This window comes from Butyrivibrio sp. FCS006, from assembly GCF_000424525.1.
Taxonomy (GTDB): Bacteria; Bacillota; Clostridia; order Lachnospirales; family Lachnospiraceae; genus Butyrivibrio.
Genome location: NZ_KE384203.1, coordinates 37486 through 63956, shown reverse-complemented (window position 1 = coordinate 63956; position 26471 = coordinate 37486). Strand labels below are relative to the sequence as shown.

The window sequence follows — 26471 nt, the reverse complement described above, 5'->3', positions numbered from 1 at the left end:
CCACGAAATGACAATAGAAGATATAAAGCAGATAGCTCGGGAGGCAGGAGACATCTTACTTGCAGCCAAACGTCCGAAGATCATGGAGAAATCGGGACATGCAAACTTCGTCACCGAGACGGATGAGAAGGTCCAGAGGTTTCTGGTTGGCAGGTTAAAAGAGCTTCTTCCTGAAGCAGAGTTTCTCGGAGAAGAGGACGGGCAGGACGTATTCTCAGCCAAGATGGCAAAGGGGTTATGCTTTGTCATTGATCCGATAGACGGAACCTCCAATTTCATCTATGAATACAGACCATCAGTAGTATCCATCGGTCTTCTGAAAGACGGACAGCCCTACATGGCGGTAGTCTACAACCCCTACGATGACATGATGTTCTCAGCCATAGCAGGAGAAGGCGCATACATGAACGGCGAGAGGATAATGTCTTCTGAAGCACCTTTGGCCGAGCAGCTCTCATGCTTTGGCACTGCACCATATTATGAGGAACTGAGAGATAAGTCTTTTGACATGGCAAAAAAACTCCTTCCGCTGTGCGTAGACCTAAGGAGGTCCGGAACTGCAGCCTGGGATATGTGCTGCGTAGCCATCGGAAGGTGCGGACTATACTTTGAGCTTAAGATTCAGATCTGGGACTATGCTGCAGCAGCGCTCATCGCCAAGGAAGCCGGATGCAGTGTGACAGACATAGAAGGCAATCCCCTTTCATACACAGGTGCTTCATCGGCGCTTTGCATGAGCAGGGGCGTAAAAGAGATTCCGACTTGCTTTAAGGAGGCTTAAATGATGGATTCCGAGGCAGGAATAAGGCTGAACACGCACAGTAAGCTCGGTATATTAAAGATATTTTTCAGCCGTTTTATACTGATCTTTCTGTTTCTTGTGGCACAGGTCTTTTTGTATATTACGCTCTTTGGATGGCTTGAGAAGTACATCCCTTATTATGCTGTGCTTGAGATCATATTTGCATATGCAATGGTCATTTATCTGTTCAACAATCGAATGGATGCTTCGGCTAAGCTGACATGGCTGGCGGTTATTGCACTGGTGCCCCTTTTTGGCGTCGCACTTCTTGCCTTTACCACATCCAATATCGGCCATCGAAAAACACGCAAGAGAGTTGAGGAGATGATAAAACTCTCTGAAAATGCAGTTCCTCAGGACGGCGATGTTATAGAAAAACTAAAGGGCGACCCTTACGGTACAGATGACCTGGTGAAGTATCTGAACCGAAGTGGCGATTTCCCAATCTTTACAAATACTGAAGTCACTTATTTCCCGCTTGGTGAAGACAAATTCAAAGCCCTTTTGGAAGAGCTTGAAAAGGCGGAGAAGTTCATATTCCTCGAATACTTCATTATAGAAGAAGGCTACATGTGGGGGAAAATTCTGGAAGTCCTTGCAAGAAAAGCGGCGGAAGGAGTAGATGTCAGGGTCATGTATGACGGAATGTGTGAGATAACCCTTCTTCCCCATGACTATCCAAAACGCCTTAAGACCCTGGGAATTCGGGCCAAGATGTTTGCGCCAATCGCACCGTTTTTATCATCTCATTACAACAACAGAGATCACAGGAAAATTCTCGTCATTGACGGCAAGGTAGCCTTCAACGGCGGTGTTAACCTGGCGGATGAGTACATAAACCACAAAAAGATGTTTGGGCACTGGAAAGACACTGCAGTTATGCTTAAGGGTGAGGCAGTCAGAAGCTTTACGCTTATGTTCTTGCAGATGTGGAATCTCACAGAGCCTGAGCCTTCATTTGATCCCAAGTTCCTTGAACCCACAGGCTATCCTGAGACTGAGGGCTTTGTTGTTCCTTATGGTGACTGCCCATTGGATGAAGACAAAGTGGGAGAGACTGTCTACATGGACATCCTAAACAGGGCGACGGATTATGTTTATTTCATGACGCCCTACCTTATTCTGGATGGTGAGCTCCTGACAGCGCTCAAGTACGCGGCTGAGAGAGGTGTGGATGTAAGACTTATTCTGCCGGGAATTCCGGACAAGAAATTTGCCTACGCTCTTGCTAAATCTCACTACAGCGAGCTTACTGACTCCGGCGTTAAGATATATGAATACACACCGGGCTTTGTCCATGCCAAGGTATGTGTCAGTGATGGCAAAAGAGCTGTTGTCGGAACCATAAATCTCGACTACAGGAGCCTTTATCATCACTTTGAGTGTGCGACATATCTGTATAAAGTGCCGTGTATTGCGGATATTGAAGCCGACTATAATGACACACTTTCGAAATGCCGCGAGGTAACGAGAGAGACTATAGCTCATGAAAAAATAGCCTACAAGGTTATCGGAGCACTGCTTAAATTTATCGCACCACTGCTGTAGACGCGCATTTCATCATGGTATAATTAAATAAATCACGTTGGGGGAAGAGAAATGGTTCTGACAAATGAAGAATTAAAAGACTTGTACTTTGGGGCGTACGAGTTTAAGGAGACTGATGACGGCTACATTCAGGCCTTCCAGTATTCCAAAAAACAGATTGACTACTTTGAGAAAGTATTTGATTTCTGGTATGAGAGATGCACTGCATCAAGTGCCAAGACGCTTGAGTTTACGACTGAGGCAAAAGAGATATCCTTTGATTACAAGATAATTTGGAAGGGATCTCCGGACTCTTTTGAACTTGTAGTAGATGGCCTTGTTACTGCAATTACTTATGTAAAAGACATCATGGACGTCGGCACCATAACATGGGAGCTTCCTGAGGGTAAAAAGAATGTTATCATCTATCTGCCTGCGGATGCCACAGCTCTGATCAGGAACTTTACAACAGATTCGCCGGTAGAAAGAGCTAAAAAGAATGAAAAGGTTCTTTGGCTGGGAGATTCCATAACACAAGGATACGGACCCTTAAGATCTTCCTGCACCTATGTCAGCGTAGCCAACAGACTTCTTAATTATGAAATCGTAAATCAGGGTATCGGTGGCTACATATATGACAAGGGTTCCCTTATGAAGATGGAAGGCTATGATCCCGATAAGATAATCGTCGCCCTGGGGACCAACCAGTACGGCGATGAAGATATGACAGCAGTTGAAGAGTACTACGAAACTCTCACAGGTATTTACGGGCATGAGATCCCAATTCTCTGCATATCTCCAATCTGGAGAGGAGATTCCGTAGAGGGCATACCTACACTGATGGCTTTCTGTAAGAAAGTAAAAGAAATTGCCGGCAGATATGAAAATGTAAAGATAATAGACGGAATGAAGCTTGTTCCGCATTTGTCTGAGTATTTCCTCGACAACCTTCATCCCAACTGTCTTGGATGTGAGATATATGCAGGAAACCTTGTGAGAGAAATCAGGAGGATCGGATTTTGAATAACATAGAAAGAAGAGATCAGGGGCTTGTCTACATTTCCGACGACTCAGTATTTGAAGAGCAGAAGGTTGCTCGCAAGATAACACAGAAGCTTAACACAGTGGACAGATCCGATTTTGATTCCATCAGAAAGATCATCACTGAGCTTTTTGGAAAGATCGGAGAGAACTCTTTGGTTAACCCGCCGTTTTACTGTGATTACGGAACGCACATAGAAATCGGCAAGAACTTTTTTGCAAACTATAACTGCACCATGTTGGATGTAGGAATGATCCGCATCGGTGATAATGTGCAGATGGCGCCAAATGTAGCTATCTATACAGCCGGTCACCCGGTTCATCCCGCTACCAGAAATACCATGTATGAGTACGGGATTGATGTCACTATCGGCGACAATGTCTGGATTGGCGGAAACGTTGTTATCTGCCCGGGAGTGACCATCGGCGCCAACTCTGTAATAGGCGCCGGATCTGTGGTTACAAAAGATGTACCACAGTGGTGCGTGGCAGCAGGAAACCCATGTCGTGTGATCAGAAAGATCACGGAAGAAGATCGTAACAAGTATTTTGCAGGAAAAGAGATTGATGCAGAGGCCTGGGAACATATCCAGAGAATCCAGGCTGATGAAAATGATCCCGTCAAATATCCAACAGCTTAACAAAAGTAAAGGAGAAAAATATGCTGCAGGTCATAATCCTAACTGCTTTATGTGCCGTTTTTGCTACGCTACTTTTAAGAGCCGAAGTACAAGAAAAATATGTATCGGCTGATGTCTGGAAGGGATTTGCGTCTCTTTGTTTTGTGCTGATTGGATTATTAAACAACCCCGGCGGCAATGTGGCAACACTGCTCATCTATGGCCTTATTCTGGGACTTATAGCTGATATATTGCTTAACTTAAGATTCATCTTAAAGAAGAGAGGACAGCTGGCATTTCTTATTGGAATCCTCGTTTTCCTGGCGGGACACATTGTGTATCTTATCGCAATTCTTGAGATGTCCACAAACTGGAAGATATGCATTGCAATAGGACTTGCACTGGCAGGACTTCTTATCCTGTTGCTTTTCCAGATCATCTCCGCGAAACTGCCGTTCAAGATATTCGGTGTAATTTATATCGGAGCTATCATGCTTATGAACGCAGTTGCAGTAGGCAACCTGATCGCCAAGCCATCGGCGTTTACTGCGATATTCGCCCTGGGAGCCTTTCTGTTCCTTATCAGCGATATTGTTCTTATCATCAACACCTTCGGAAAAAAGTTCAGGGAGAGCTTTAGGATATCCAACATTGTCCTGTACTATGCAGGCCAGATCCTGATTGGTGTCAGTCTGATGTTCCTGTAAAAGAGCCATCGGAAGATAGACAACATGCAGAATCAGTGGTATTCTGACTAATAGAAAAACTACGAAAGGAGAGCACATAGATGACCTGGAAAACAGTAAACCTTCATCTGATGAAAGGTAACGTTTTAGCTGTTTACGGGGATAGTGCGCTCTTTTTTAGGTAATAACCGACATAAGTATCAGCAGTCGGAAAAAATTAAGAGACATTATCTCCTTATTCTTTTTAAATGATCAAAAGACTAAGGAGATTTTTTTATGGATAAGAAAACAGCTAAATCACAAATCAATAAACTACTTGGAATAGACGCCGTAGCAGGCCTTGCGATAGCAGGTGCTGCCTGGGTGGCACTTCTTGCATCCAGGGGCTTTAGTACAGTAGAGATAGGCCTTTTGGAGAGCATCTTTCACATAACCAGCCTTACATTTGAGATTCCATCCGGAGTTATCTCGGATGTCTTTGGTCGCAGAAAGACCATGGTGGCCGGACGAGTAATGGTGATAATCTCATCACTCCTGATGATAGTATCCAGAGACTTCTTCACTGTTGCCCTGGCAATAGCGGTAAATGCGCTCAGTTATAACCTGGCATCGGGAACCAGAGAGGCTCTTGCCTATGACAGTCTCAAAGAAGCCGGAATAGAGAGTGAGTATGATAAGTTCGCATCAACAGACCTTATGATCTATCAGATATTTGGCTCTGTGGGAACGCTCCTTGCGGGATTAGCTCTTTTCCTTGGATATAAAAGAGCTAACATGATTGATGCAGTAGTAGGTGCTATCTCGGTACTCATAGCTCTTTCACTGGTTGATGTAAAGACAGATCTTCAAAACGTCAGCTCTGCCTCAGACAGATTTAAAAAGGTAATCTCGGAAAGTACCGCTTTCATCAGACATAACAGAAAGGCCAGACTCATAATACTGTTCAACTCCCTTATAGGTGCAGTGGACATACTGATACTGTTCTTTTTACAGGCCAAACTTCCGCTGATGGGGCTTAGTAACTTCTGGCTCGGACCGGTACTGTTTATCATGGGAATGGGCGCAGCGATAGGAGCTAAGGTGACGGAGTATTTTCCGGAAAAGAGATATAAGAGGATTGCGATCATAGCAACAGTTGGAGTAATGATTGCATTCGCTTCAATATTTACCGGTAATTATTATCTGATGATAATAGGCGGCTTTATCGGTGCTTTCTCTGACAACTTTGTCCAGGTAAGGACGGATATTCTGCTCAACACAATGATTCCGTCAGACCAGAGAGCAACGCTTATGTCTGTAAACTCTTTTGCCTTTTCCATGGTGATGATCGTGCTTTCGCCGATATTTGGTATATTATTCAGCGTTTGAAAAACGGAGATATGGATGATTATTCTTCCATATCTCTATTTTTTATGGTTTAATGCTTAATGTGTATGTTTTGTTGGAGGAATGTTATATGTTGAGTGAGAGATTACTGCAAAAAATGCATATCTTTCTGGCTTCAGTGATCGTATTCATATACGCTTTTGAGGGAATATGGGGAACAATGACCAAAGCACCATACGTTCTTACCGGGGGTATGGCAGCTGTTATGGTCATATACGCCCTGTTCTTTGGCCGATTATACAGAAATGTTGATATTTTTCTATGGGTTGTCTTTATGTCTTTTGCTTGGATTTCCACTATAGTTAATCTCGGTGTTTCACTTCACTTTTTCATGTCTCAGTTCTTTTGTGTATGGTTAATGTTTCTGGCTATATACTGTGCTGTTCAGATAACTGATGATCCCCGGGAATTTTTAAGATGGGTTTTCGCAGTCTATTCGGCAGCACTTTGTATGATGTGCCTGTACGTTCTTGTAAAGGCAACTGAATCATTGAGATATAAGTCTTCATATAATGATTATGTCAGGGGATGTTTCCGCTCCGGAAGGTTATGTGCCATGAACAATGCTAACTTATTTGCATTTTCATGTGTTGTACTTATCATATCCTCTTTGCTTGCTTTCTTAAGTATTCGCAGGCGACTTAAGTTTGCGTTTATTTTTACCGGATTTACAGGATGGCTCTGTCTGGGACTTACAGGCTGCAGGTCAGGAATGATAGGAGTTTCGTTATCTTTTGGAATTGTGATGTACTCTTTGCTGCAATCAGGAAAAATCCGCCTGGGAATAAGAAACGCGTTACTTAGGAATATAGAATCGGTGCTGATATCTGTTTTTGTTTTCTGGTGTGCACTGGAGTCTTTCTTGTTGCCTGTGCATTTTTACCGCCTTGCCATTACTGCTGTGGCAAATCTGACAGGTCAGAGCAGTCTTCTTGAAAATGTATCATCGCTGGTTATACGCAGGATATCTGACGATGACGGAACATTTTCTGACAGAATCTTTATATGGCCGAGGGGAATACAACAATGTTTGAAGACCCCCAGACGTTTTCTGATTGGAATATCACCATTTTCAAAAGAACCTATCACTGGCGTTTATGAAGGGCACCATGAGATATTGACTTCTCATTCTCATAACACGTACATAGAACTTTTGCGAAAACACGGCGCTCTCGGGCTTATTACCTGGATTAGCCTGCTATTCATCTGGGGCGGTATAGGCATAAGAATCCTGTTTGATAAAAGAGAATCTTCAGCGATGAAATATTTAATGGCTGCAGCTGCGGGAATACTGGTCATGGGGCTGGTTGAGCCTGTTCCATTCATGTTCTCGAGCTGGAGCTATGCAGCTATACCTTTCTTTTTAGCCGGTGGATACTGTTTCAGAAATAGGAGCATAGTCAAATGAAGCGAAGAACACTTTTTATAGCATATGGAATACTTGCAGCAATATTGCTGCTAGTGACGGCGATTCAGATTTGCAGGATGCATATTCCTGAAAAGACATATCAGGTGACGGAAGAAACAAACGACCCTTATAAGGGTTTGGTTTCAACAATTGAAGGAACTACAACGGAAATGTTATCTGCTGATCATTGGATCACCGAAGGCGGGAATAGAGAGCTCTTTTCTCAAGATGAAATAGAAGCTTTTAACCATAACAATCAGCCCTATGTATTGTATTATTCCAAAACGGATTCGCGCGACAAAAAGCTCTTTATGAACGATCTTCCGGAAGAACTCCCAAGAGAAGCTATAGAGTCACTGATAAACGATGAATCAAAAAGCATTATTTATGAAAGAAAACAACCTCTGTACATAAACGGAGAGGTTGCATCAGAAGATTATTTTGATGACCTAAGGTCATTGATGGCAATTGATGAGATACCTGAAACTGTAGAGCCTGTGTATGCTGTATGCATAAAACGATGCGATGCCAAGACGGTTCCGAGCGAAGATTTTGCCTCAGAGGATAAGGATGAGATATTTTTTAATGACTATACCAGTTCTGAAGTGATGCCCTTTGCCGGAGTTGTGATCCTTCATGAGAGCTCAGACATGCAGTGGTGCTACATTATTGACGGATCATTTTGCGGATGGATTAGAAAGAGTAACCTTGCTGTCTGCAAGGATAAAGATGAATGGTCATCGGTATGTGAACCGGAGGACTTTCTTGTAGTGACCGGTAGTGAAATTGTCATGGATGAGACTGCGGCTCCTACTCATTCATCAGGAATGGTCCTTCCAATGGGAACAAGGATCGCACTGTCAAAAAACAATTCGGAAACAATAAACGGAAGAAGTACAATCGCAGCTTACTGCGTAGATGTTCCCTACCGTGATGATGCCGGCAATCTTGGACTTGAACAGACACTCATTCCTGTGTCCAAAGATGTCAATGCCGGATTTATGCCTATGACTTCTGAGAATGTCTTGAGACAGGCGTTTAAGTTCCTTGGTAAAGTCTACGGCTACGGCGGAACCTTATGCTCCAATGACTGTTCTGGATTTATCAGACAGGTATATGACTGCTTTGGATTTGATCTTCCAAGAAATGCTGCAGCTATTGCGCAGCTGTCGGATCTCGGAAGCATCGACTGCTCTAAGATGACTTCAGAAAAAAAGAGGAGTCTGATAACAGAAATGCCTGCCGGACTTCCTCTTTATATGAGTGGACATATTATGATGTATATCGGAACCGAGGGGGGACAGCCTTACGTTATCAGTTCATGTGCCACCACCATTGAGCCCGGTCACGATACCCAGGATCTGGTTGATGCATACTGCATCTTTGTGTCAGGCATGGATCTGAAGAGAGCAAGCGGGCTTACCTGGCTTGATGATATAAGTTATATTCTCTGGAAGGAATATTGATCTACTTGTTTAAATGCTTGAAAGAAATCGGGTAGACACCTACTGTGACAAAGGAAACTATCAGATATCGCATGCTCCTTACAATTCCTGCAAGTAGAGTTCCTGATTCAAGGAACTCCTTGTGGAACGGAAGTTTAAGGACTTCATTTAAAATCAGATAAATAGCAACACCACAGAAAATCCTCAGAATGCAAAGCAGAGGATTTTTTGTATTTTTGAAGTGAACAAATCTCTTTTCAAACTCAAAGGCACCATAGATTCCGCCAACCAGTCCAAGGCAAGTGAAATAGTCTGTGGTCTTGCAGTAGAAAAGTCCAAGGCATGATACCAGGAATACCCCAAGGTAAATGAGCCAGGTCTTTTCCTCGGGAACTTTGTTCCTTAAGAAGGTGATGAGCCAGATGCAAAAGAAACCTGATAACCATCCCAAAAGAACGTCGGTGGGATAGTGGACGCCTACTACCACTCTCGAAAAGCCTACCAGGAAAATGACAATTCCACAGATTATGGAAACCCATCTTTTCCGGGCTTTCAGAGCAATAGTGCCGAATGCTATTGCTGAATTGGTTGAATGCCCGCTTGGGAAAGACAGGCCCTGTGCTGCTATATCATACAGATCATGCTCTTTATCAAGAGGCCTGTAGCATTTTATGGTTTCATGGTCAAAGTAGGGACGCCTTCTCCAGAATATATTTTTAATAAGTGGATTTATTATGGTTCCAAGAATCATGATAGAACCTATGTGCTCACCGAATTTCTTGTCATAGCACCAATAGGTAAAAGCTAAAAGAAGTATAAGAAAGAATTCCTCGCCAAGGGCTGAAAATGCAGAAACAATGCCGGCTCCTGTAGGACCCAGTACGCTTTGCAGCCATTCCATCAGAGAAACTTCAAAATCAAAATAAAAGGTGTTACCTGTGAGTGTTTCCATCTTTCCCCTCGCAATCCCCAACATACTTAATAAATATTACTACGAAATGGTAACAACGGGCAATTTCTTTGGTAGAATGGATAACATAGGAGTAAGGAGGCAGAAAATATGACTGTTGAGGGCATCAGAGAAAAGTTATTTGAGCTTCAGGATGAGAAATACAGGGATTTTCAGCAGGGACTCATACCTTCAGTGGAGCAGAAGGAGTTCATCGGTATCAGGACCCCTGCGCTCAGAAAGCTGGCAAAAGAGCTGTATAAGGCAGGAGAGCTGGATGAGTTCTTTAATGATCTTCCTCATAAATACTTTGATGAGAATCAGCTCCACGCCTTTGCCATATCTGAGATCAAAGATTTTGATGAGTGCATGAAGGCTTTGGAAACTTTTCTTCCCTTTGTTGATAACTGGGCAACTTCCGACCAGATGTCGCCTAAGGTATTTAAGAAGAATAAGGAAGAGCTCTTTTCCCACATAAAGAAATGGCTACAGTCTGATCACACTTATACCGTCAGGTTTGGCATCGGAATGCTTATGCAGCATTTCCTTGATGAGGACTTTGATCTGTCATACCCCGAGATGGTTGCAGGGATCCGCTCCGATGAGTACTACATCAACATGATGATAGCCTGGTATTTCGCAACAGCCCTTGCCAAACAGTACGAGAGCATACTTCCTTTTATTGAGGAAAAGAGGCTTTCTCCCTGGACTCACAACAAGGCAATACAGAAGTCTGTGGAGAGTTATCGCATCACAGATGAGCAAAAGACATATTTACGTAGACTAAAAATTAAAATCTGATATAATAGTATTCTTGGCTTTTTTAAATTTAAATAAGGAGGAAAAAATAATGGGAGTCAATTCAATCGACGCAGAGGACGATCAGTTTGCATATCGTTATGACACACAGCTTCTTATTGACAGAAGAGACAAAGACCTCGATGAGGATGAGATAGCAGATTACATCACTGAGAATTTTGAGGGAAACAGCCTTATTGCTGCAGGTGATGAGGACCTTGTTAAGATTCATTTCCATACCAATGAGCCCTGGAAGGTTTTGGAGTATTGCAATACTGTTGGAGAGATTTATGACATCGTTGTCGAAGACATGATTCGTCAGTCTTCCGGAAAGCAAGGCTGATACTGGACTTTAACGTGGTGCAGTTATACAGAGTTTCCTTGCTAAATGTGCTCGTATACAGTATAATAGTTTGGTGATTTTTATAGAAATTTAATAATTTGAAAGAGAGTTTACTATATGAAGTGCTCAGAAATGCCATACAACAGAGTTGATATGGACGAGGTAAAAAAGTTCTTTGAACAGCTCATCGCAGACAGTAAAAATGCCAAAAGCGGTGAAGAGCAGTTTGAGCTTCATAAAAAATATTATGAGTTCATGGCTGATGTTTGGACAAACATCAAGCTTGGAGTCTTCAGACACAACATCGATACAACAGAGGAGTTCTATTCTAAAGAGAACGACTATATTGATGAGATCACGCCTATGATCTCCAAGTATGCAAACGATTATAATAAGGTACTCTTTGAGTCACCTTACAGACCCTACCTTGAGGAGAAGATCAGCAAGGTAGCATTTAAGAACATAGAGCTTGCCAACAAGTCAATCGATGACAAGATCCTTCCTCTTATGCAGGAAGAGAACGCTCTTATCAGTAAGTATGACAAGCTGATAGCATCTGCCAAGATCATGTTTGATGGAGAAGAGTGCAATATATCACTTCTTCGCAAGTACCTTACCAGTGAGGACAGAGATACCAGAAAGCGCGCATGGAAGGCTCTTTCCGATTACTTTATGTCTGTGACCGACGAGATCGATGACATCTATGACAAGCTGGTCAAGAACAGAACACAGCAGGCTAAAGAGCTGGGCTATGATAATTATGTAGAACTCGGCTACAACAGAATGAACAGAAACTCTTACAGAAGAGCTGAGGTTGAGAACTTCCGTAAGCAGATCAAAGAATCTTTTGTTCCATTTGTATGCAAGATCCAGGAGCAGAGGAAGAAACAGATCGGCGTAGATGAGCTTAAGTACTACGACAACGATATGTTCTTTAAGAACGGTAATCCTAAGCCCACAGGAACTCCTGAAGAGATCATGAAGGCCGGACAGGAGATGTACAAAGAGCTTTCTCCCGAGACAGCAGAGTTCTTTGATTTCATGATTGAGAACGAGCTCTTCGATGTCCTTGGACGCAAGACCAAGAAGGCCGGCGGATACATGGATTTCCTTCCTAAGTACAAGTCACCCATCATCTTTGCAAACTTCAACGGAACCAGCGGAGATGTGGATGTTATCACCCACGAGTGCGGACATGCATTCCAGGGTTATGTTACAAGAAACGATGAGATAGTTGAGCACAACGACATCACCATGGAGACAGCAGAGATCCACTCCATGTCCATGGAATACTTCACCTACGGCTGGATGGACAAGTTCTTTGGTGACAGAGCAGATGACTATTTCACAATGCACCTTCAGGATTCTGTAACTTTCATCCCTTACGGATGTATGGTTGATGAGTTCCAGCACATTGTATATGACAAGCCTGAGATGACTCCGGCAGAGAGGAAGCAGGTTTGGAAAGAACTTGAGAAGACCTACAGACCATGGCTTGATTTTGATGGCGATGAGTTCTTCGGAGAGGGCGGATACTGGCAGAGACAGGGACATATATTCTGGAATCCTTTCTACTATATTGATTATGTTCTTGCCAGCGTTGTAGCTATGCAGTTCAAGGTTTGGATGGACAAGGACTACCAGGATGCCTGGAAGCATTACCTGCAGCTCTGCAAGCTTTCAGCTAAAGACTTCTACGAGCCCATGCTTGCTGAAGTCGGACTTAAGAGCCCGTTTAAGGACGGAACCATTAAGGAACTGGCAGATAATATGAATGCCAAGATCTTTGGTTAATATGATTTAATTGCCTTTTATTTCTTTGAGGGGCATTTAAATAAATACAAAAGGAGGATTGTTTATGAAAAACAGAAACAAAGTGTTGTCTGTACTTCTTGCTACATCTCTTGTTCTTGGAACAGCAGCTTGTGGCGCACAGCAGCCTGCATCTGACAATACAGGCGCTGATACACAGCAGACAACAGAAAACACCGGTGATCAGGCAACTGAAGCCGCTTCTACAGAAGAAGTTGCATCTGGTTCTGACGCACCACTGGTAATCGCATCTGACGATTTTTCAGAGAAATTCAGCGAGTTCTTTGCTGCATCCGTACCGGATCAGCGTGTAGCTGATTTCACATCAGTAGCTCTTCTTGGTAATGACCGTGCAGGTGAGCTCATCTACAACGGTATCGAGGGAGAGACTAAGACTTACAACGGAACTGATTACACCTATCAGGGAATTGCTGATTGTGTTGTAACAGAGAACGCTGACGGAACAGTTGACTATGAGTTCAAGCTTCGTGATGGCGTTAAGTTCTCAGATGGTGAGGAGCTCACAGCTGATGACGTAATCTTCTCATATTACGTTTACATTGATCCTTCATACGACGGAAGTGCTTCAACATACGCTCTTCCTATCAAGGGTCTTGCAGAGTACAGAAGCGGATCAGATACACTCTTTAACCTTCTTGTTAAGGGCGGAGCTGATAACACAGACTTCACATTCGTAACAGAAGATCAGCAGAAGAAGTTCTTCGAGACAGATCTTCCTGAGGCAGGTGCTAAGTTTGCTCAGTCAATTGCAGACTACTGCACAGCTAAGGGTTATCTTGCAGCTACAGAGGCAGTTGCTAAGGCAGACATCGCTAACGCAATGGCTAACTGGGGCTTTGCTAAGGATAACGAGGACGGAACAATCACAACTGCTGCAACAGGAACAACATTTGATGTTGCCGGCGGACAGGCTCCTACAGCAGAAGATTTCTGGAATGAGATGATGGCATCTTACGAAGGAGATGTTGTTACTCTTTCTGACACAGAGCAGGCTGATTCAGGAATCCTTGATTTCCTTTCAGATGACTACAAGGTTGCTATTGAGACAGGTGATTCTGTAGATCACGTTGAGGGTATTCAGAAGGTTGATGACCACACTGTAAAGATTACTCTTACAGAGGTTGATGCTACAGCTATTTACCAGCTCGCAATCATGGTATCACCTATGCACTACTATGGTGATCCTTCAAAGTATGATTATGACAACAACAAGTTCGGATTTGAGAAGGGTGACCTTTCAAGCGTTCGTGCTAAGACAACAACTCCTATGGGAGCTGGCCCTTACAAGTTCGAGAAGTTCGAGAACAAGATTGTTTACATGACAGCTAACGAGAACTACTGGGAAGGCGTTCCTGTAACTAAGAACCTTCAGTTCAAGGTTACATCAAATGCTGATAAGGAGAGCGGTGTAGTTCAGGGTACAGTTGATATTTCTGATCCTTCAGCTTCTAAGTCAGCTCTTGAGCAGATCGCCGGCGAGAACTCAAACGGTGAGATCTCAGGTGACAAGCTCACAACAGTTCTTACAGACTACAGAGGATACGGTTACATCGGTATGAACTCTGAGAACGTTTGTGTAGGCGGAGAGAACGGCAGTGAGGCTTCTAAGAACCTTAGAAAGGCTATCGCAACTGTAATTTCAGTTTACCGTGACGTAACAATTGATTCTTACTACGGCGAAGCTGCTTCAGTTATCAACTATCCTATTTCTAACACATCATGGGCAGCTCCTCAGGCTTCAGATCCTGATTACAAGGTAGCATTCTCTGTTGATGTAAACGGAAATGATATCTACACAGCAGGCATGAGCGAGGATGAGAAGTATGCAGCAGCTCTTGAGGCAGCTCTTGGCTACTTCGAGGCAGCAGGTTACACAGTAACAGACGGCAAGCTTACAGCAGCTCCTGAAGGTGCTAAGCTTGGTTACGAAGTAATGATCGGTGGCGGCGGATCAGGTGATCACCCTTCATTCGGTATCCTTACAGCAGCTTCTGAGTCACTTAAGACCATCGGCTTTGATCTTCAGATCAACGACCTTTCAGACACATCCATCCTTTGGAATGCTCTTGAGGCCGGCACAGCAGAGCTCTGGTGCGCAGCTTGGCAGACAACTCTTGATCCTGATATGTTCCAGATCTATCACTCAGAGGGTGGTAGCGCAGGTCATTACAGAATCTACTCAGATGAGCTTGATAAGCTCGTTCTTGAGGCAAGAACTGTAACAGATCAGGCAGTTCGTAAGGCTCTTTACAAAGAGGCTCTTGACTTCGTTGTTGATTATGCATGTGAGATCCCTGTATATCAGAGACAGGATTGCAACATCTTCAGCACAGAGAGAATCAATGTTGACACTATCACACCTGATCAGACAACATACTACACATATCTCAACGAGATTCATAAGATTGCTATGAACTAAGTTTTAGCGGAAAATCCGTAAATTATGCTTTATTTGGTAGCAAATCGCAGTGCACATCTGTGCACTGCGATTTCTGCGCCAAAAGATTTTGTTTTTCTACTAGATAAGGAGCACCATTACAATGAAGAAGTTTATAATTAGAAGACTGCTTATATCTGTTGTTCTTCTATTCTTTGTATCTATGATCATTTATACAATAATGCGTCTGATGCCTACATCTTACGTGGAGACTCAGGCAATGACTCTTGCCCAGAGACCCGGATCAAAGTCATTTCAGGAGTGGGTTGATCAGCTCAACGCACAGTATGGTCTGGATACCGGCATAGTTCAGGGATACTTCAGATGGCTATCTAAAGCGATTAGACTGGATTTTGGAGATTCCTGGTATTTCAATCAGCCTGTTCTTCAGAAGTTCTCCAGTGTTATCTGGTATTCATTCGGACTCGGACTTGCTGCATTTATTATTGAGATCTTAATTGCTATTCCTGCCGGAATCGTAGCAGCAAGAAAACAGTATTCAATTGCAGACTACGCAATAACAGTTATTGCACTCATCGGTATTTCACTGCCGAGCTTTTTCTTTGCGACAATTTTGAAATATGTCTTTTCCATCAGACTCGGATGGGTTGATCTGTACGGTATCGTAAGCCGTATGCATGAGACTATGTCCGATGCGGGAAAAGTTTTAGATATGGTTAAGCATATGGTACTTCCTACACTTACACTGGTTGTTGTAAGTATCGGATCCCTTATGCGTTATACACGTGCCAATATGCTCGAGGTTCTGAATTCTGATTACATCAGAACAGCAAGAGCAAAAGGTCTTCCTGAGAACAAGGTTATCAATCACCATGCCTTCAGGAACACACTTATTCCTATCGTTACACTTCTCGGTGGATCACTTCCGGGACTCTTTGGTGGTGCTATGATCACTGAGACTCTCTATCAGATCCCCGGAATAGGATATACTTTCTATCAGTGCGTAACTCAGGGAGATATTCCTTTTGTTATGTTCTACATGGTATTTATGGCTGTTCTTATTCTTTTAGGCAACCTCATCGCAGATATCACATATGCTCTTGTTGATCCAAGAGTACGAGTAAATTAAGAAAGGAGGAAGAAGAAATGGCTAACGAAAATATTGAGAAAAAAGATATGAGCCTTGATGATGCAAACAGAGTCAGAGTTCTTTCTCCCGGAATGATGGTCTTTAAGAGATTCATCAGAAACAAGCTCGCTATTGTAGGTATCGTTATTATAGTATTTATGTTCCTGTTCTCATTTGTGGGAGGCCTTTTAAATCCTTATTCACAGAGTCAGGTATTCTATACAACAGAGCAGATCCTTAAGGATTATGCCGGAGCAACAGCTATAGATCAGTATCAGATCTATCAGGTAGATGGAGTAAAGCTTCCATCAGATATTTATTCAAAGACACTTATTGCTGCTTCCACAAACAAGTTCGTATTTGAGACCAGAGACGGTTCACTTTTAGGACTCGGAAATGTAGGAGAGGGCGTATACCGTATCTTCTCTTTGGAAGAAGTAAACATGCTTCTTAAAAAGAATGCTGCTTATGATGAAGCAGTAGCAGCAGGTGAGAACTTCTTTGTTGACAAAGACGGTAAGACTTATGTTTTCCAGGACAATGGTGACCCAATGCCATCTGTTTATGAAGCAACAGAGATGGGCGTAGCTGCCATGAAGTCTTTTACAACCTATGAAAAGGATGCCAAGCTTTCATACGAATTCTACTGCGGCGCTCTGACAGCCGTTGCTGATGGAGAGAAGTCTTTTGAAGCAGACGGCAAGACATATTCCGTTGATGGAGATGTCATTACTGATGGCACTACAGAAGTAGCTCTTGTTTCAGACGTCAACTTCAACGCTGCCAATGCAGGTGTGTTCATCAGCCCTGCATACAAGGAGGCTGCTATGGCTGCTATCGAGGCTGGACAGACTTCCTTCACCTTCGCTGATGAAGACGGAACCGAGATCGAGTACAGGATTGAGAACAAGAACGGACAGTACACCTTCAGAAGATTCCAGGAGACACGAGTTATCGATACATACGCAAGACCTTCAGCTAAGCACTGGGTTGGTACAGACGCTAACGGCATGGACCTTCTTGCAAGACTTATGTACGGTGGACGTATCTCACTTCTTATCGGATTCGTTGTAATCTTCATTGAGGTGTTCATCGGAATGATCATCGGTGGTATCGCAGGCTTCTTCGGAGGCTGGGTAGATAACCTCCTGATGCGTATAGTAGATGTGGTTTACTGTATTCCTACAATGCCTCTTTACCTGATCCTTGGTTCAATCATGGACTACTATCAGGCAAGCGCAACAACACGTATTTACATGCTCTGCGTTATCATGGCTGTTATCGGATGGGTTGGTATTGCCCGTATCGTAAGAGGACAGATCCTCTCTCTTCGTGAGCAGGAGTTCATGGTTGCAGCAGAAGCAACAGGTATCAGTACTTACAGACGTATCTTTAAGCACCTTATTCCAAACGTAGTTCCACAGCTTATCGTATTCGCAAGTATGGGACTTGGTGATGTTATCCTTGCAGAGGCTACACTTTCATTCCTGGGACTTGGTATCAAGTATCCTGCAGCTTCCTGGGGATCAATCATCAACGCGGTTAATGATTCTTACGTTATGAGCAATTATGTATTTGTTTGGCTTCCTGCCGGCGTATTCATCCTGCTTACGGTTCTTGCATTTAACTTTATAGGTGACGGACTTCGTGATGCGTTTGATCCAAAGATGAAGAGGTGATAAAGATGGCTAAAAAGGATAATTATATTTCTGCCAGGGAGTCGAGAAGGATTTCAAGAGAAAACCGTAAGATCACTGCAGCAATTGAGAAAAAGAGAAACAGAAAAAACATTCCGGAGAGTGAGTATGTTACTCAGATGAAGAATCCGGATAACTGTGTAGAGTTTGATAACGTACACACATACTTCTTTACAGATATAGGAACAGTTAAGGCCGTTGACGGTGTTTCCTTCGAAGTACCAACAGGTAAGACTGTAGGTATCGTTGGTGAGTCAGGATGCGGAAAGAGTGTAACTTCTCTTTCACTTATGCAGCTGGTTCAGCGCCCTTCAGGACAGACTGTTGAGGGTGAGATCAGATTCAACACCGGAGATAAGGCTATTAATGTAGTAAATGCACCTGCATCATATATGCAGAAGCTCCGCGGTAATTCCATGGGTATGATCTTCCAGGAGCCTATGACCAGCCTTAATCCTGTATTCAGGATCGGCGATCAGGTTGATGAGGTTATTAAGCTTCACAATCCCGATATGAGCGCTGATGATGTTAAGGCAAGAACACTTGAGATGCTTCAGCTTGTTGGTATTGCCAACAAGGAGGGCGTTTACAAAATGTATCCTCATGAGCTTTCAGGTGGTATGAGACAGCGTGTCATGATCGCTATGGCTCTTGCCTGCGATCCTAAGCTTATTATTGCCGATGAGCCTACGACAGCTCTTGATGTTACAATTCAGGCTCAGATCCTTGACCTTCTGCGTGATCTTAAGGACAAGATCAATTCATCTATCATGCTCATCACCCATGACCTTGGTGTTGTAGCTGAGATGGCTGATTTCGTTGTTGTTATGTACGCCGGAAGAGTAGTAGAAAAAGGTACTGCTACAGAGATCTTCAAGGATCCAAGACATCCTTACACCATCGGACTTATGAATTCAAAGCCTGTGGTTGGTAAGCACGTAGATAAGCTCTACAGCATACCCGGTAATGTTCCTAACCCTATTGATATGCCCAATTATTGCTATTTCAAGGATAGATGCGAGATGTGCACAGAAAAGTGTAACGGCGCTTATCCTAAGACTTATAAGGTATCACCTACACATGAGGTTGCCTGCTACAGATGTGAGGAAGGAGGGCTTAACTGATGGAAAATATATTAGAAGTTAAAAACCTCAAGAAATACTTCCCCATAAAGGGCGGCTTCTTTGGAGGCGTTACAGGAGAAGTTAAGGCTGTTGACGATGTTTCTTTTACAATCAAAAAAGGAACAACAATGGGACTCGTTGGAGAGTCAGGCTGTGGTAAGTCAACAACAGGACGTACAATCTTAAGACTTATTGAGAAGACTTCAGGAGATATCATCTTCAACGGTCAGGATATCAGTACGCTTGATAAGAAGCAGCTCCGCGAGCTCAGAACCAAGATGCAGATCATCTTCCAGGATCCGTACTCATCTCTTTCACCAAGACTTCCTATCGGTGAAATCATTGGAGAGGCTGTAAGAGAGCACGGACTTGTACCTGCATCAGAGTATGATGAGTACATCAGCAATATCATGAAGGAGTGCGGACTTCAGGAGTATCACAAGGACAGATATCCTCATGAGTTCTCCGGCGGACAGAGACAGCGTATCTGTATCGCAAGAGCCCTTGCTCTTAAGCCTGAGTTTGTTGTATGTGATGAGCCTGTATCAGCGCTTGATGTTTCTATCCAGGCACAGATCATTAACCTTTTAAAGCAGCTTCAGGAAGACAGAGGACTTACATATCTGTTCATTTCGCATGACCTTTCTGTAGTTGAGCACATTTCCGATACTATTGGCGTAATGTATCTTGGAAATCTGGTTGAGACAGGTAACACAGAGGATATCTTTGCAAATCCTCTGCACCCATATACAAAGGCATTGTTCTCTGCAATTCCAATGCCTGATCCTGATATCAAGAAGGACAGAATCCTGCTTCAGGGAGACATTCCTTCACCTGCAAACCCACCTAAGGGCTGCAAGTTCCATACAAGATGTTCTCAGTGTATGGCTAAGTGTAAAGAGGTTGCTCCTACTCCTAAGGATATGGGAAACGGACACGTTGTTTGCTGCCATCTTTACGATGAAAACTGATCATTTTGGAAACTGAATAAGTAATGCATAAAAGGCGGTGAAAATCGCCTTTTTTTGCGGAAAAAAAGCCGTTTTTATGGTAATATAAAAATAGATTATTATGTTAAATTTTATTTTAAGAAAAAGGGGATAATTATGGCAAAAACTATGGCTGAATGGAAAATCGGTGATCCTATGATCAACGAGAATGACTTTTGGCAGGACGAGAACTATGTGGCAGAAGATCCTGAAAAGGAAAAAATGGTTCTTGAGCTGGCAACTCTCATTACTGATCGTATGATCAAAAAGATCACCAAGAAGGTCAACAACAGAGATCCTGAGTACTGGATGCTTGACCGGGTTCTTAACAAGGAGCAGGTAAGATTCTGTCTTAACTTCAAGAAGACACGTGTACCTTATTCAATTCCTGAACTTGCTAAGATGAACAACATGACAGAAGAAGAGTGTACCAAGATGGTTCACGACCTCAGATTTATCGGTATCATCGAGCAGAACAGGGCTAAGACACCTGATAAGCACCTTCAGTATGAGCTTCCTATTTTCGTTCCGGGATCAGCTGAGTTTATGATGATGCAGGATAAGATTACTGATGAGCATCCTGAGATGGCTACATTCTTTAACCTTATGACACAGCTTCCACTTCAGGGAATCACAGAGTCTGTTCCACCCGGAGGAGCCGGTATCGGAATGCACGTTATTCCCGTAGAGAAGGCTATTTCACTTGAGAATCAGTCAGTACCTGTAGAGCATCTTTCACGCTGGATCGACATGTATGACAAGTACGGTATTTCAGAGTGCTCATGTCGTAAACAGCAGGCTATGCGTGGAGAGGGAAGCGGAGAGATCCGTGGTGACTACTGCATCGGTATGGGAGATATGGCCGAGTACATGGATGATCGTGGAATCGGACACTATATCACCAAGGAAGAAGTTTATGAGATCTTAGAGAGAGCAGAGCGTCACGGCTATGTTCACCAGATCACAAATATCGACGGCGAGGGCAAGATTGTTGCTATCTGTAACTGTGCTCCCGGCGTATGTAACGCTCTTCGTACATCACAGCTCTTTAACACACCTAATATGTCAGCATCAGCTTACAGAGCTCATGTTGAGAAGGAGAAGTGTGTTGCCTGCGGTAAGTGCGTAGAGGTATGCCCTGTCGGCGCTGCTAAGCTTGGTCAGAAGCTTTGCAAGAAGAACGGCACAGAGGTTACATATCCTAAGAGTGAGCTTCCTGATAACAAGAAGTGGGGACCTCACAAGTGGAATTACAACTATCGTGACGATGCCAAGATCAACTGCTATGACACAGGTACAGCACCTTGTAAGACTGCTTGTCCTGTTCACCTTTCAGTTCAGGGATATATCAAGATGGCTGCAGAGGGCAGATATGAAGATGCTCTTAAGCTCATCAAGCAGGACAATCCATTCCCTATGGTTTGTGGTGCTGTCTGCAACAGACGTTGTGAGGACGCATGTACAAGAGGAACCATCGACCAGCCTCTTGCTATCGATGAGATCAAGAAGTTCATCGCTTCTCTCGACCTTAAGGCAGATAAGAGATATGTGCCTCTTTGCGAGAAGCATGACGGCGGTATGTGGGGCGATGAGTACAAGGTAGCAGTAATCGGTGGAGGTCCTGCAGGACTTTCAGCTGCATATTACCTGCGTCTCAACGGCTATCCTGTAACCGTATTTGAGAAGGAGAAAAGAGCCGGCGGAATGCTTATGAACGGTATTCCAAGCTATCGTCTTGAGAAGGATATCATCGAGGCAGAAATCGATGTTATCAAGGAAATGGGCGCTGAGTTTAAGTGCGGCGTAGAGGTAGGAAAAGACATTACAATCGAGCAGCTTCGTGCAGAAGGATATAAGGCATTCTTCATCGCTATCGGTATGCAGGGCGGAAGAATGGCAGGAGTTCCGGGGGAGGATTCCAAGGGAGTTCAGACCGGTGTTGATTTCCTTCGCAACATCAACCAGGATCACTCCATTAAGCTTAATGGCGAGACTGTAGTAATCGGTGGCGGTAACGTTGCTATCGACGTTGCAAGAACTGCAGTAAGAGCAGGAGCAAGCAAGGTTACAATGCTCTGCCTTGAGAGTGAAAAAGAGATGCCGGCTGCTAAGGACGAGGTTGCTGAAGCTAAGGAAGAGGGCATCGAGGTTAAGAATGGCTGGGGACCTAAGGAAGTTCTTTCCGAGAATGGCCATGTAACAGCTGTTGTATTCAAGAGATGTACTTCAGTATTTGACTCTGAGCACAGATTCAGCCCTCAGTATGATGAGAACGACACAATCACAATTCCTTGTGAGAATCTGCTTCTTTCCATCGGACAGTCAGTTCAGTGGGGAGACCTCCTTAAGGGAACAAAGGTTGAGCTCAACAGAAACGGCACAGCAAAGGCTGACGCACTCACAAGACAGACAGCAGAGCCTGATATCTTCGTTGGCGGAGATGTATTTACAGGAGCCAAGTTCGCTATTGATGCTATTGCAGGCGGAAGAGAAGGTTACGTATCCATCAACCGTTTCGTTCATAAAGGAAACCGTCTTGACCTTGCCCGTGACAGAAGAGAGTTCATCGAGCTTGATAAAGACGACATTAAGGTTGAGAGCTTTGATAACGCACAGAGACAGATTCCGGGCAAGAAGGCCGGAGTTGCCAAGGATACCTTCGATGACCTCAGACTTACTCTTACAGAGGAGCAGGTTAAGACTGAGGCAGCAAGATGTCTTGGATGCGGTGCTACAACCGTTGATGAGAACCGTTGTATCGGATGCGGACTTTGCACAACCAAGTGTGAATTCGACGCTATCCACCTTACACGTGATATGCCTGCTGCAAGCACAATGTACAGATCTGAGGACAAGCTCAAGGCTGTTGGACCATACGCAGCAAAGAGAGCCGGTAAGATCATTATCAACAAGCTCACAGGCGGCAAGTAATATAGTAATAAAGACAAAAAATATGGGAGTAGGTTTCAAGGAACCTACTCCCATTTATTTGCTTGAATTTCTCAATTATCTGTAGATGATTCTGATGAAGCTGCGGAAGAACTCTCTGTTGCCGATGTGTCTGTTTCAGTTGCAGGAGCTCCTGTACCTGCGATTGAGCTGTCATAGCTCTGAACCGATGTTACATACCAGGTCCCTGTTTCTTCGTTCTTGGAAAGGTTAAGAGCGATGAGATAGGATACCGGCTCGGAAGACTCTATAGCATCTTCATAGATATCTACCGCCAGGAGAATAATGTCGTTATAAGCCTTGGCAATGGCTGCATCCTGTCCCTGTTCCTCTGTGATCTTTAAAAGTTCGTCCTGGCTATTGACGTTGTATTCATCAGTCGCGGCAGTAAATTTAGCCTGCGTATCCTCACTGGTAATAATATCATAGGGGAAACTTGCCTTCATGGTGACGTAAGCAGTTGCTGTTCCATCATCATTTAACGAAACCTCTGTGAGCTGATACTCCTCCATGAGAGTGGAGTACATGGCTCCCAGTTCGTCAAGCTTAGCTACTGTTGTGTCATCCAGCTCCGGATTGCCGAGCTTGGAGGTGAGATCCTCTTTCAGATAATTTTTATCGAAAAGAGCTACGAAAGAGCCTGTGGATACCTCTGAAGAAGAGTAATTGTTTATGGCGTTGGTATCGCCGGTCTTAACGGCTTCCATAAAGCCCTCGGCAGCTTCCTTGGCTGCGCTCTTATCGGATGAAGAACAGCCTGTTAAAGCGGATAAAGATAGCAAAATTGCAACAGCTGCTGCAGCTATTTTCTTATTTCTGATCATGATAAAACTCCTTAAAACGAATATAGTCTCAAGTGGCTTAGCCACAAATATTACATTTTCTGTAACACCTTGCCTAGTATAGCATATTATAGCTATTTCTCCAACTTTTTTTATTCTTTTAATAATTGACTGGGGTAATCAGTGATAAAATGTATTTAGTGGTCTGAACGTAATTGCAATGATAAATTAACAATTATATAACGCAAGGAGGGTTATCGATGAGAGTACTTTTTGGTGAAGGAATTGTTAAGGAAGTCGAAGAAGTGGAAGTTAAGCCACTTGACTTTGGAGACGGCCAGATTTCCGGAACAGAGATTGATTTTGCTCTTACCAGCGGAGATCATATTAAGTATATTTACAGCCAGAATGTTCCGATTGAGGAATCGGGTTCAAGAGCTATAGATTTCGTCAGAAAGCTGTATGAGGATGGCAAAGCAGACTTTACACATGAGCCTGTAGAAATGCTCTAAAAACAGCCAATAATCGCAAAATAAAAGGTCCTGAGCTTTTTAAGCACAGGACCTTTAATACTGCTGCGTGATTTCCATAAGATTCTCCTATCTGATTATCAGCGCTTTCCAAGACGACCTTGGTTCTTAAGTTCGATTAAAAGATCAAAAACAACCCCCAGTGGCAGACCGGTAATATGAGCTACTTTTTCAGGATCAGGATAATACTCATTCTCGCAATCGTGAAGAATGCAGTCAATTACTTCCATTTTTGCATCACATGTAGCTGTCATACACATTTCTCCTCCTTTCTTAAATTGTAAAAATACTCAGTAGCAGATATTTCCTGCTACTGAGTATTATAACGTAATTATGTATGCTAAGTTAAGGCTTTTGTGTGAAATTTTAGAAAAATTTATGAAATAAAACCCTCTCAGCCCTTTGTCTGCATGTCTTTGAGCTTGTTGGCCTGTTGGAAAATCTGTCCCAGAGTGCCTTTGAAAGCCTCGAATTTTTCAACTGCCCTGTCTGAGGACTCTAAGCCCTGATTTGAAAGAGACGCAACTTCCTGACTGGTAGCGGAGAGATTTGAGATACTGTCGTTGATTTCTGTAGTAGAAGTAGCAATAGACTTCATGCCTTCTCCGATTACCTGGAAGCGATCGAGCATCTCTGTTACATTGTTATTGATGCTGTCGAAGTTTTCACCTACGGTTTCAATCATTTCGTTCTGTTCTGATACAGATGCAACAGTGTCATCTATGCTGGCCATGGCTTTCTGTACATCTTCGGTAAGCTCATTGATGATATTTGTGATCTCAGTCGAAGCTGTGTTTGTTTCAGCAGCAAGTTCTCTTACGTCATTGGCAACAACTGCAAAACCTTTACCTGCATCGCCGGCTCTGGCAGCTTCGATACTTGCATTGAGAGCAAGAAGGTTGGTCTGCTTTGAAATTGACATGATGGAGCCGACAATCTTTTGAACTTCTTCTACCTTGTTGATAACAGCCTGAGTGGTTTCAACGGTTACCTGACTGGTTCTTGCAACATCCTGTGACTTATTCTTAAGCTCACTTATTACTTGAACGCCTTCCTGTACAGTTCTCTGAGCATTCTCAGAGGCCTTTGTCATCTCTTTTCTGTTTTGTTCTGTGGCATCTGTTTCTTCCTGAATTTCCTGAACCTTCTGAGCCTGATTGGTTATTGCCTGAGCAGTACTTTCCATGCTGCTTGCGATATCCTGCATGCCTGAATGCTGAGTATCCATGATCTCCTGAAGAGTGCTCATATCTTCCTGGGATTCGTTGAAGAGATCTGTAATGGTATTGGCGATATCAGCCATGGCATTTCCGGCCTGAAGAGTCTTGTCTGCATTCTCGCTTATGACTGCATTGTTTTCGGTATTGAACATGGTCAGAAGCGTAACGGTGCAAAGACATGCGATGAATGCCAGTGCAAGAGTTATGGCAGCCGGCAGTAGAGACTGATCTATAGAACCAGTTGCAATATAAATCTTTACACAAGTGATTATGAAAGAAAGCGTAATAGCAGCTATTCCATACTTACATAATTTAACGTTCAAATAGATGATGGAGCATATCAGTATCGGAAGGCCGAATGCGAAGTATATAAGATTATCTTCAGCAATAAGAAGGACAAAGTAAAAAATAGTGGAGCCTCCCATTAAAAGAATTGATCCTCTTTTTACTGTAGGGAATTTGAAATTACCAATAGCAGCCATAACTCCGCCAATTCCGGCAGCAATAATGATAGCTATTCGTCCGGGGGTTACGCCGGCACTAAACAACTTGATAATTGTTAATACCAGACCGCTTACAAGAATTACAACACATACATAGAAACTGTTATTAGTGGCTCTTTTGTACTGTTCAGCGTTCATATATTATTCTCCCTTAGTTTTAGATGAATTAACACCACTTTAATTTTAACATGTAAACAGTGAAAATAACGCAAAAGCGTTTATTAAAAATTGATAAAAAATGCTTTGTAACATGCACATTTATTATATATTCATTTCTTTTTATACTTTTTTAAGAACATATTGTGTGCGCTA

At 43.3% G+C, this 26471-nt stretch carries 22 protein-coding genes; 18 read left to right on the top strand and 4 right to left on the bottom strand.

The features are described 5' to 3' along the window. Nucleotides 1-7 precede the first annotated feature (7 nt). The 8 genes from G633_RS0107495 (at nucleotide 8) to G633_RS0107455 (ending at nucleotide 8936) form a co-directional block, all read left to right on the top strand. Nucleotides 8-781 carry an inositol monophosphatase family protein gene (locus G633_RS0107495; RefSeq protein ID WP_035770956.1) on the top strand — a complete coding sequence of 258 codons (774 nt, stop codon included), beginning with the start codon at nucleotides 8-10 and terminating at the stop codon, nucleotides 779-781. Then, nucleotides 782-2350, top strand: coding sequence for a cardiolipin synthase (cls, locus tag G633_RS0107490; RefSeq protein ID WP_081664719.1), 1569 nt, complete (start codon nucleotides 782-784; stop codon nucleotides 2348-2350). 51 nt (nucleotides 2351-2401) lie between these two features. After that, nucleotides 2402-3352 (top strand): SGNH/GDSL hydrolase family protein, encoded by a 951-nt coding sequence (locus G633_RS0107485; protein WP_026519544.1) that lies wholly within the window; start codon nucleotides 2402-2404, stop codon nucleotides 3350-3352. Next, entirely contained in the window at nucleotides 3349-4011 is a 663-nt protein-coding gene (locus G633_RS0107480) for a sugar O-acetyltransferase (protein ID WP_026519543.1), read from the top strand. Before G633_RS0107485 ends, G633_RS0107480 begins: the two co-directional genes overlap by 4 nt. A gap of 20 nt (nucleotides 4012-4031) precedes the next feature. After that, complete coding sequence (locus G633_RS0107475; protein ID WP_026519542.1) at nucleotides 4032-4697, top strand: lysoplasmalogenase family protein; 666 nt, start codon at nucleotides 4032-4034, stop codon at nucleotides 4695-4697. Nucleotides 4698-4952: 255 nt separating this feature from the next. Beyond that, nucleotides 4953-6044, top strand: coding sequence for an MFS transporter (locus G633_RS0107465; RefSeq protein ID WP_026519541.1), 1092 nt, complete (start codon nucleotides 4953-4955; stop codon nucleotides 6042-6044). 88 nt (nucleotides 6045-6132) lie between these two features. Beyond that, entirely contained in the window at nucleotides 6133-7470 is a 1338-nt protein-coding gene (locus G633_RS0107460; RefSeq protein ID WP_026519540.1) for an O-antigen ligase family protein, read from the top strand. Beyond that, nucleotides 7467-8936, top strand: coding sequence for an NlpC/P60 family protein (locus tag G633_RS0107455; protein ID WP_026519539.1), 1470 nt, complete (start codon nucleotides 7467-7469; stop codon nucleotides 8934-8936). Before G633_RS0107460 ends, G633_RS0107455 begins: the two co-directional genes overlap by 4 nt. 1 nt (nucleotide 8937) lies before the next feature. On the opposite strand, the gene G633_RS0107450 is transcribed toward G633_RS0107455, so the two are convergent. Then, complete coding sequence (locus G633_RS0107450) at nucleotides 8938-9867, bottom strand: phosphatase PAP2 family protein (RefSeq protein WP_026519538.1); 930 nt, start codon at nucleotides 9865-9867, stop codon at nucleotides 8938-8940. 108 nt (nucleotides 9868-9975) lie between these two features. Here G633_RS0107450 and G633_RS0107445 point away from each other — a divergent pair, with 108 nt between their 5' ends. The 9 genes from G633_RS0107445 (at nucleotide 9976) to G633_RS0107405 (ending at nucleotide 23106) form a co-directional block, all read left to right on the top strand. Next, complete coding sequence (locus G633_RS0107445) at nucleotides 9976-10665, top strand: DNA alkylation repair protein (protein WP_026519537.1); 690 nt, start codon at nucleotides 9976-9978, stop codon at nucleotides 10663-10665. 49 nt (nucleotides 10666-10714) lie between these two features. After that, complete coding sequence (locus G633_RS0107440) at nucleotides 10715-11005, top strand: hypothetical protein (protein ID WP_022768414.1); 291 nt, start codon at nucleotides 10715-10717, stop codon at nucleotides 11003-11005. 117 nt (nucleotides 11006-11122) lie between these two features. Next, nucleotides 11123-12799: a M3 family oligoendopeptidase gene (locus tag G633_RS0107435; RefSeq protein WP_026519536.1), complete on the top strand. Its 1677-nt coding sequence runs from the start codon at nucleotides 11123-11125 to the stop codon at nucleotides 12797-12799. 64 nt (nucleotides 12800-12863) lie between these two features. Continuing rightward, complete coding sequence (locus G633_RS0107430) at nucleotides 12864-15257, top strand: ABC transporter substrate-binding protein (protein ID WP_026519535.1); 2394 nt, start codon at nucleotides 12864-12866, stop codon at nucleotides 15255-15257. A 121-nt stretch (nucleotides 15258-15378) separates the two neighbouring features. Further along, nucleotides 15379-16365, top strand: coding sequence for an ABC transporter permease (locus G633_RS0107425; RefSeq protein ID WP_022768417.1), 987 nt, complete (start codon nucleotides 15379-15381; stop codon nucleotides 16363-16365). A gap of 17 nt (nucleotides 16366-16382) precedes the next feature. Next, nucleotides 16383-18044, top strand: a complete 1662-nt coding sequence (locus G633_RS19735; RefSeq protein ID WP_022768418.1) for an ABC transporter permease — start codon at nucleotides 16383-16385, stop codon at nucleotides 18042-18044. Between the two features lie 5 nt (nucleotides 18045-18049). Then, the gene (locus G633_RS0107415) at nucleotides 18050-19186 is read left to right on the top strand and encodes an ABC transporter ATP-binding protein (RefSeq protein WP_022768419.1); all 1137 of its coding nucleotides are present in this window, start codon (nucleotides 18050-18052) and stop codon (nucleotides 19184-19186) included. Beyond that, the gene (locus G633_RS17735) at nucleotides 19186-20157 is read left to right on the top strand and encodes an ABC transporter ATP-binding protein (protein ID WP_051192324.1); all 972 of its coding nucleotides are present in this window, start codon (nucleotides 19186-19188) and stop codon (nucleotides 20155-20157) included. Before G633_RS0107415 ends, G633_RS17735 begins: the two co-directional genes overlap by 1 nt. Before the next feature lie 174 nt (nucleotides 20158-20331). Next, entirely contained in the window at nucleotides 20332-23106 is a 2775-nt protein-coding gene (locus tag G633_RS0107405) for an FAD-dependent oxidoreductase (protein ID WP_051154912.1), read from the top strand. Nucleotides 23107-23177: 71 nt separating this feature from the next. Here G633_RS0107405 and G633_RS0107400 read toward each other — a convergent pair whose 3' ends face one another. Further along, on the bottom strand, nucleotides 23178-23948 hold the full coding sequence (locus tag G633_RS0107400) for a hypothetical protein (RefSeq protein WP_022768422.1): 771 nt from the start codon (nucleotides 23946-23948) through the stop codon (nucleotides 23178-23180). A gap of 218 nt (nucleotides 23949-24166) precedes the next feature. On the opposite strand from G633_RS0107400, the gene G633_RS0107395 reads away from it, so the two are divergent. Next, nucleotides 24167-24418 (top strand): hypothetical protein, encoded by a 252-nt coding sequence (locus G633_RS0107395; protein ID WP_022768423.1) that lies wholly within the window; start codon nucleotides 24167-24169, stop codon nucleotides 24416-24418. A 98-nt stretch (nucleotides 24419-24516) separates the two neighbouring features. Here the strand turns inward: G633_RS0107395 and G633_RS19920 are convergent, their stop codons facing one another. After that, nucleotides 24517-24690 (bottom strand): hypothetical protein, encoded by a 174-nt coding sequence (locus G633_RS19920; RefSeq protein WP_022768424.1) that lies wholly within the window; start codon nucleotides 24688-24690, stop codon nucleotides 24517-24519. Between the two features lie 140 nt (nucleotides 24691-24830). Then, nucleotides 24831-26297: a methyl-accepting chemotaxis protein gene (locus G633_RS0107385; RefSeq protein ID WP_026519534.1), complete on the bottom strand. Its 1467-nt coding sequence runs from the start codon at nucleotides 26295-26297 to the stop codon at nucleotides 24831-24833. Nucleotides 26298-26471 lie beyond the last annotated feature (174 nt).